Origin of the sequence: Mesorhizobium sp. M2A.F.Ca.ET.042.01.1.1, assembly GCF_003997405.1 — a bacterium.
Lineage (GTDB): Bacteria > Pseudomonadota > Alphaproteobacteria > Rhizobiales > Rhizobiaceae > Mesorhizobium.
On record NZ_RZRX01000056.1, the window covers coordinates 21,228 to 28,400 of the forward strand.

At 63.1% G+C, this 7,173-nt stretch carries 5 protein-coding genes and 1 pseudogene; 3 read left to right on the forward strand and 3 right to left on the reverse strand.

The window, feature by feature from the left end; all coding sequences use genetic code 11:
• Positions 1-279: 279 nt before the first annotated feature.
• The gene (acnA, locus tag EOA23_RS11205) at positions 280-2,970 is read left to right on the forward strand and encodes an aconitate hydratase AcnA (RefSeq protein ID WP_127304114.1); all 2,691 of its coding nucleotides are present in this window, start codon (positions 280-282) and stop codon (positions 2,968-2,970) included.
• A 138-nt stretch (positions 2,971-3,108) separates the two neighbouring features.
• On the opposite strand, the pseudogene EOA23_RS11210 reads toward acnA, so the two are convergent.
• Positions 3,109-3,312 (reverse strand): annotated as a pseudogene (locus tag EOA23_RS11210) (hypothetical protein); the annotation flags it as partial.
• Positions 3,313-3,495: 183 nt separating this feature from the next.
• Between EOA23_RS11210 and EOA23_RS11215 the strand changes: the two are divergent.
• Both EOA23_RS11215 and EOA23_RS11220 read left to right on the forward strand, forming a co-directional pair.
• Entirely contained in the window at positions 3,496-4,275 is a 780-nt protein-coding gene (locus EOA23_RS11215; protein WP_127304116.1) for a thioredoxin family protein, read from the forward strand.
• Positions 4,276-4,828: 553 nt separating this feature from the next.
• Positions 4,829-5,215, forward strand: a complete 387-nt coding sequence (locus EOA23_RS11220) for a DUF2794 domain-containing protein (RefSeq protein WP_095820344.1) — start codon at positions 4,829-4,831, stop codon at positions 5,213-5,215.
• Positions 5,216-5,343: 128 nt separating this feature from the next.
• Here EOA23_RS11220 and EOA23_RS11225 read toward each other — a convergent pair whose 3' ends face one another.
• Positions 5,344-5,916: a GNAT family N-acetyltransferase gene (locus EOA23_RS11225; RefSeq protein ID WP_127304118.1), complete on the reverse strand. Its 573-nt coding sequence runs from the start codon at positions 5,914-5,916 to the stop codon at positions 5,344-5,346.
• Between the two features lie 116 nt (positions 5,917-6,032).
• Complete coding sequence (locus EOA23_RS11230) at positions 6,033-6,773, reverse strand: Bax inhibitor-1/YccA family protein (RefSeq protein ID WP_126063630.1); 741 nt, start codon at positions 6,771-6,773, stop codon at positions 6,033-6,035.
• Positions 6,774-7,173: the final 400 nt, after the last annotated feature.

Consider the following 7,173-nt stretch of genomic DNA (forward strand, 5'->3'; position numbering starts at 1 on the left):
CCCGTTCCGAAAGCACCGTTTCGCGGCCGTCGCCGCATCGCACAAATTTGCCTTTTGTCTGTCTAGAACTATTCCAGGAAATTCTCTATATGCGGTTCATACGTGCCAGCGGTCGGCGCGGGAACAGAATTAGCGCCGAACCAGCGCACGCGCCGCCTTGAACGGCTCGGGTTGCTTGGGAGCGGACAGCGGAAATGGCCGTACCCGCACCTTTGCGCGTGATTGCATGCCATCGGCGTCCGTTCCCTTTCAGGCTGAACAGACAAGGACGGATCGCACGTGTCAAAATCCCTCGACAGTTTCAACTGCCGCCGCACCCTGACCGCGGGTGGCGCGGACTATGTCTATTTCGACCTCGTCGAGGCCGAGAAGAACGGCCTCACCGGCATCGCCCAGCTGCCCTATTCGATGAAGGTGCTGCTGGAGAACCTGCTCCGCAACGAAGACGGCCGCTCCGTCACCAAGGAGAGCATCCAGGCGGTCGCCGCCTGGCTGACCGACAAAGGCACCGCCGGCGTCGAGATCGCCTATCGCCCGGCCCGCGTGCTCATGCAGGATTTCACCGGCGTTCCGGCCGTGGTCGACCTCGCCGCCATGCGCGACGGCATCAAGGCGCTCGGCGGCGATCCGGAAAAGATCAACCCGCTGGTGCCGGTCGACCTCGTCATCGACCATTCCGTCATCGTTGACGAGTTCGGCACGCCGATGGCTTTCGCCCGCAATGTCGAGCTCGAATATGAGCGCAACGAGGAGCGCTATAGGTTCCTGAAATGGGGCCAGCAGGCCTTCCGCAACTTCCGCGTCGTGCCGCCCGGCACCGGCATCTGCCACCAGGTCAATCTCGAATATCTGGGACAGGTGGTGTGGACCAACAGCGAGGATGGCGAGACGGTCGCCTATCCCGACACCTGCGTCGGCACCGATTCGCACACCACCATGATCAACGGCCTCGGCGTGCTCGGCTGGGGCGTCGGCGGCATCGAGGCCGAGGCCGCGATGCTCGGCCAGCCGGTCTCCATGCTTCTGCCCGAGGTCATCGGCTTCCGCCTCACCGGCAGGCTCAAGGAAGGCGTCACCGCCACCGACCTCGTGCTCACCGTCACCCAGATGCTGCGCAAGAAGGGCGTCGTCGGCAAGTTCGTCGAGTTCTTCGGCCCCGGCCTCTCTAACATGACGCTGGCCGACCGCGCCACCATCGGCAACATGGCGCCGGAATATGGCGCGACCTGCGGCTTCTTCCCGGTCGATTCGGAAACCATCCGCTACCTCACCATGTCCGGCCGCGAGGAAAGCCGTATCGCGCTGGTCGAGGCCTATTCGAAGGCGCAAGGCATGTGGCGTGACGCCGGCTCGGCCGATCCGGTCTTCACCGACCTGCTCGAGCTCGACCTCGGCGATGTCGTGCCGTCGATGGCCGGGCCGAAGCGTCCCGAGGGCCGCGTCGCCCTGCAGGACGTTCCGGCCGGCTTCGCCAAGGCGATGGAGACCGAATACAAGAAGGCCGCCGAGATCTCGAAGCGCTATGCTGTCGAAGGCACCGGCCACGATCTTGGCCATGGCGACGTCGTCATCGCCGCCATCACGTCCTGCACCAACACCTCGAACCCGAGCGTGCTGATCGGCGCCGGCCTCTTGGCCCGCAACGCCAACCGGCGCGGCCTGAAGCAGAAGCCGTGGGTGAAAACCTCGCTCGCCCCCGGCAGCCAGGTGGTCGCCGAATATCTGGAAAAATCCGGCCTGCAGAAGGAGCTCGACCAGATCGGCTTCAACCTGGTCGGCTTCGGCTGCACCACCTGCATCGGCAATTCCGGCCCGCTGCCGGCGCCGATCTCCAAGACCATCAACGACAAGGGCCTGATCGCCGCCGCAGTCTTGTCCGGCAACCGCAACTTCGAAGGCCGCGTCTCGCCGGACGTGCAGGCGAACTACCTCGCCTCGCCGCCGCTGGTGGTGGCGCATGCGCTGGCCGGCACGGTGACCAAGGACCTGACCACCGAGCCGCTCGGCGAGGGCAGCGACGGCAAACCGGTCTATCTCAAGGACGTCTGGCCGACCTCGGCCGAGATCCAGGAGTTCATCGAGAAGAACGTCACGCGCGAGCTGTTCGCCCGCAAATATGCCGACGTCTTCAAGGGCGACGCCTACTGGCAGAAGGTCAAGGCGCCGGAAGGCCAGACCTATGCCTGGGACGACAATTCGACCTATGTGCAGAACCCGCCCTATTTCGCCGGCATGGGCCGCGCCTTCGGCAAAGTCGGCGACATCAAGGGCGCGCGCGTGCTTGGCCTCTTCGGCGACAAGATCACCACCGACCACATCTCGCCGGCGGGTTCGATCAAGGCCGCCTCGCCGGCCGGCAAGTACCTCACCGAGCATGGCGTCGGCGTCGCCGACTTCAACCAGTACGGCACGCGGCGCGGCAACCATGAGGTGATGATGCGCGGCACCTTCGCCAACATCCGCATCCGCAACCATATGCTGGGCGAGAATGGCCGTGAGGGCGGCTACACGATCCACTATCCTTCTAAGGAGGAGATGTCGATCTACGACGCCGCCATGGAGTACAAGAAGGACGGCGTGCCGCTGGTGATCTTCGCCGGCGTCGAATACGGCAACGGCTCCTCGCGCGACTGGGCGGCCAAGGGAACGAACCTGCTGGGTGTCCGCGCGGTCATCGCCCAGTCCTTCGAGCGCATCCACCGCTCGAACCTGGTCGGCATGGGCGTCATCCCCTTCGTCTTCGAGGAAGGCACCTCATGGGCTTCGCTCAATCTGAAGGGCGACGAGCTGGTCGAGATCGACGGCCTGGATGCGATCAAGCCGCGCCAGAAGATGGTCGCCAAGGTGACCTTTGGCGACGGCACGGTGAAGAACGTGCCGATCATCTGCCGCATCGATACACTGGATGAGCTCGACTACTTCAAGAACGGCGGCATCTTGCAGTACGTGCTGCGGGATTTGGCTGCTTAATAGGGGAATAAGGGAGGAGGGCAGTTAGGAAGTAGGGAAAGACACTTCCTACTGCCCTACTGCCTACTGCCCTACTGCTCTACTGCCCTTGCTTTCAAACCCCCGCCGTTGCGGCCAGCAGCACCGCCAGCATCAGCCCGTCGAGCCGATGCCGATCACCACCACCCACCAGGCCAGCACCTCGGCGAAGGTGCCGGTCCTGTATCGCCGCACTTGCCGGACGCCCGACAGTCCCGCGGCAATGAAAGCCAGGTTGGTCAAAGCATTAGCCGGCTCCGCCCAAAGTCCTGATCCCGTCCGTTCGCAATAAAGATCGACAGGGGTCAGGAGAGTTTGCCACATGGTGAGGATGCTGCTCGCGAATCGAACCGCGCCTTGAAATGCAACCGCTCTCCTATTGCGCCTTACCTGTGGCTGAAACAGCAAAAATTTCACCGCAACGTGACTTCCCGTTGACCGCCGCTTCTGCCACATATTTTAGCAATCAGAACAAAGCCGGCGTCACCGGCGGGAATTGGAAAAGTCATGGCATTTCGAGGACGATTGCGGCTTGCGGGAGCAGCGCTGGCCCTTACGGCGTTGGGCGGCGTGGCCCTGGCAGCCGAGCCTGAGAAGGCCGCGACCGATAAGCCCCAAACCGACAGGCCATTGGGCGTGGTCGAATTGTTCACCAGCCAGGGCTGCAGTTCCTGTCCGCCGGCCGACGAGCTCTTCGCCGAGCTCGCCGGCAAGGACGACATCGTCGCGCTCGCCTACCACGTCAATTACTGGGACTATCTCGGCTGGCAGGACACGCTGAGCACCAAGGAGAACACCGAGCGCCAATATGACTATATGCGCGCCTTCGGCAGCCGCTCGGTCTATACGCCGCAAGCCGTCATCAACGGCCGCAGCCATGTCAACGGCGCCAGCCGCAAGGATGTCGACGGCGCCTTGGCCCGGATGGACAGGACCGGCGAAGGCATGCGGGTCGCCATCAAGGTGAGCCGCACCAGCGACCGCGTCATAATCGACGCCGGCGATGCCGGCAACGGCCCGGCGGACGCCCATGTGGTGATCGTCTATTTCGATCCGCCGCAGATGGTGAAGATCGGCCAGGGCGAGAACAGCGGCCGCAGCCTGACCTACTGGAACGCCGTTTCCGACATCCAGACCGCCGGCATGTGGCACGGCAAGGCGCAGCGTTACGAATTGCCGATGACCGAGATCGCCAAGAAGGGCGGCTGCGCGGTGCTGCTGCAGTCGGTCGGCAAGGACGGCATGCCCGGCCCGATCCTCGGCGCTGCCTTCATCCATAAGCCGTGATTGCCTGGCCCCCCCTTCTCCCCTTGTGGGAGAAGGTGTCGCCGAAGGCGACGGATGAGGGGTGTTCCAGCGGAGTGAGACGTCGGCGTTCCTGGAACACCCCTCATCCGTCTCGGCGCTGCGCGCCGATCCACCTTCTCCCACAAGGGGAGAAGGAGAGCTCCGCTTCGCCAAGCAATAAAAAACCGGCGTCAGCTTGCTTCTGACGCCGGTCATTCAGGTTTTGGGATCGTCGCACCTGATTTTTCCAAGGAAAAACCGAGGTTGGTTCGATCCGACGCTGACCCGTGGGCGGGGGGCTTGGGGTTTACGAGCCGGTGCCGGACCGAACCGTCTCAGGCAACGCCGGTAAACTCGTCGGAGATTGGGGCATGAGCGCGGATTATTTGTGGCAAGAATGTGGCAGAGTATCACCAATTCCAACATGTGTTTCGCAAACGTGACTGGACGTTTGGGAAAGCGCACGACCCTGCGCATGCCTGCCCGGCCCTTGCAATTTGAACCTGAAAGCGCGAACCTTGGCCGGCGCATGATTCAATCGAAGGATCGAGGCATGACCGATCACAGCAGCGGGACGGAGGATGGGGAAGCATCCGGAATATTGATCCCGTTGCACGAGGCGCGCAGCGCACGCCTCGACCAGCCGGTGCGATTCGACCGGCGCGAGCTCGACCAGATACTGAGGCTCTACGGGCGCATGGTGGCGGCCAATGAATGGCGCGACTATGCCATCGACCATCTCACTGATCGCGCTGTCTTTTCCGTCTTCCGCCGAGCCAGCGAAGTGCCGCTGTTCCAGATCGTCAAGGACCCGAAACTGGCGCGCCGGCAGGGCGCATTCGCCGTCATCGCGGCGGGCGGCCGCATCCTCAAGCGCGGCCAGGAACTCGGCCGCGTGCTTGGGGTCTTCGATGCCAAGCTGAAGGTGGTTGAGGCGTGAGAAGAGGAACTGGAGAATTGAAGAACTGAAGAATTGAGGAAAAGAGGCGCTACGCGCCTGATAAAATGATCTTCTTTTCTTCAGTTCTTCAATTCCTCATTTCTTCAATTCCCATTTTCCCATTTTGCTCATTTCCCTCCGAGCCTGAACCGCCGCTCCGGCAGCGAATCAGGATCCGGTGGCAGCTCTGCGCCGCCATTCAGCGACAGCTGCATGAACACCGTGTCCAGCCAGCGCCCGTGCTTGTAGCCGGATCCTTCCAACCGCCCGGAATGGCGGAAGCCGAGCTTCTCGTGCAGCCGTACCGAGGCGCTCTCGGCATGGCCGTCGCCGATGACCGCGATGATCTGGCGGAAGCCCGCCGCGCGCGCCGCTTCGATCAGCGCCCGCATCAGCAGCGAGCCCACGCCCTGCCCCTTGGCCTCGGGCGCGACATAGACCGAATCCTCGATGACGAATCGGTAGGCGGGGCGCGGCCGGAACGGTCCGGCATAGGCGTAGCCGAGCACGGCGCCGCCCTTTTCCGCCACCAGATAGGGGAAGCCACCCGCCGCCAGAGTGTCGAATCGGTTGCCCATTTCAGCGCGGGTGGGCGGCTCCAGCTCGTAGCTCGCCGTGCCGTGGACGACCGCATCGGCGTAGATTTCAGTGATCCGGTCAAGGTCGGCCGCAGTCGCAGCCCTGATCGCAATATTGCTCATAATCTATGCAGTTCATTTTCCTGCCTCGATAACAGCAAAGGCATGCACAAAAGGAAAGGGCGGCCGTTAGGCCGCCCTTTCTCAACTCTATGGTCCAGTGAGACCGGGTAACGCCCTTAGCGGCGGTCGCCCATGAACTGCAGCAGGAACATGAACAGGTTGATGAAGTCGAGATAGAGGCGCAGCGCGCCCATGATCGCCTTGCGGCCGGCGACGTCGGCGACGTCACCCTCGAAATACATCTCCTTGATCTTCTGCGTGTCGTAGGCGGTGAGGCCGGCGAAGACCAGCACGCCGATCGCCGAAATGGCGAACGCGAGCGCCGACGACTGCAGGAAGATATTGATCAGCATCGCGATCAGCAGGCCGATCACGCCCATGATCAGGAACGAGCCGAACGCCGACAGGTCGCGCCTGGTCGTATAGCCGTAGAGCGACAGACCGCCGAAGGCCGCGGCCGTGGCGAAGAAGGTCTGGGTGATGCTGGTGCCGGTGTAGACGAGGAAGATCGTCGACAGCGACAGGCCGACAAGGCCAGCATAGACCCAGAACGTGGTCTGCGCCGCCGCCACGCTCATCGACTGGATGCGGAACGACAGGAACATCACCGCGGCGAGCGGCGCCAGGATGACGACCCAGCGGAAGGCGCTGGCATAGATGAGCTGGCCGAAACCGGTCAGCTGGCCGTCGCCGGTCACGGCGAGGTGGAAGGCGCCCCAGGCGGCAAGGCCGGTAATGAGCAGGCCAAGCCCCATGAGGTTGTAGACCTTGATCATATAGGCGCGCAGGCCCTGATCGATATCGACGCGCGCGCCGGAGGCGGCGCCCGTCTGGTAGTTGCGAATGGGATCAGCCATTGGAAATCCTCTGTTGCTTCTGCCCCGTCCGGTGACAGGTCCGCTTGGATTGATCCCTGGACCAGGCGCCGCTGGCGGGGCTCCAGCATGCCTGTTGCGAAATATGATGGTTCTTGACGTCAAGAACAAGACGGTAACGGGTCGTAACGCTTTGTGAGAGTGCGAAAGGCCGGTTTTTGGGCCTTCCGCCGGGCATTCTTACAAAGATTTAATCGGGCCGGGACTTGGAGCCGCGCTCGGTCAGAGGTTGCGCAGCACCGGCGCCGCCTTGTGGCCGAGCACCCGCCAGGTGCCGGCAAGGCCGATGCCGACGGTGACCGTCAGCGAGACCAGGATCGTCGCCACCGCTACCTCCGGCATGAAATGCGACGGCAGCGTCATGATGTGCGCGACCACGAAC

Bases quoted from the DNA above. Each gene is read 5' to 3' on its own strand.
- EOA23_RS11215 (WP_127304116.1), top strand. From the start codon at position 3,496: ATGGCATTTCGAGGACGATTGCGGCTTGCGGGAGCAGCGCTGGCCCTT.
- EOA23_RS11230 (WP_126063630.1), bottom strand. From the start codon at position 6,773: ATGGCTGATCCCATTCGCAACTACCAGACGGGCGCCGCCTCCGGCGCG.
- EOA23_RS11220 (WP_095820344.1), top strand. From the start codon at position 4,829: ATGACCGATCACAGCAGCGGGACGGAGGATGGGGAAGCATCCGGAATA.
- EOA23_RS11225 (WP_127304118.1), bottom strand. From the start codon at position 5,916: ATGAGCAATATTGCGATCAGGGCTGCGACTGCGGCCGACCTTGACCGG.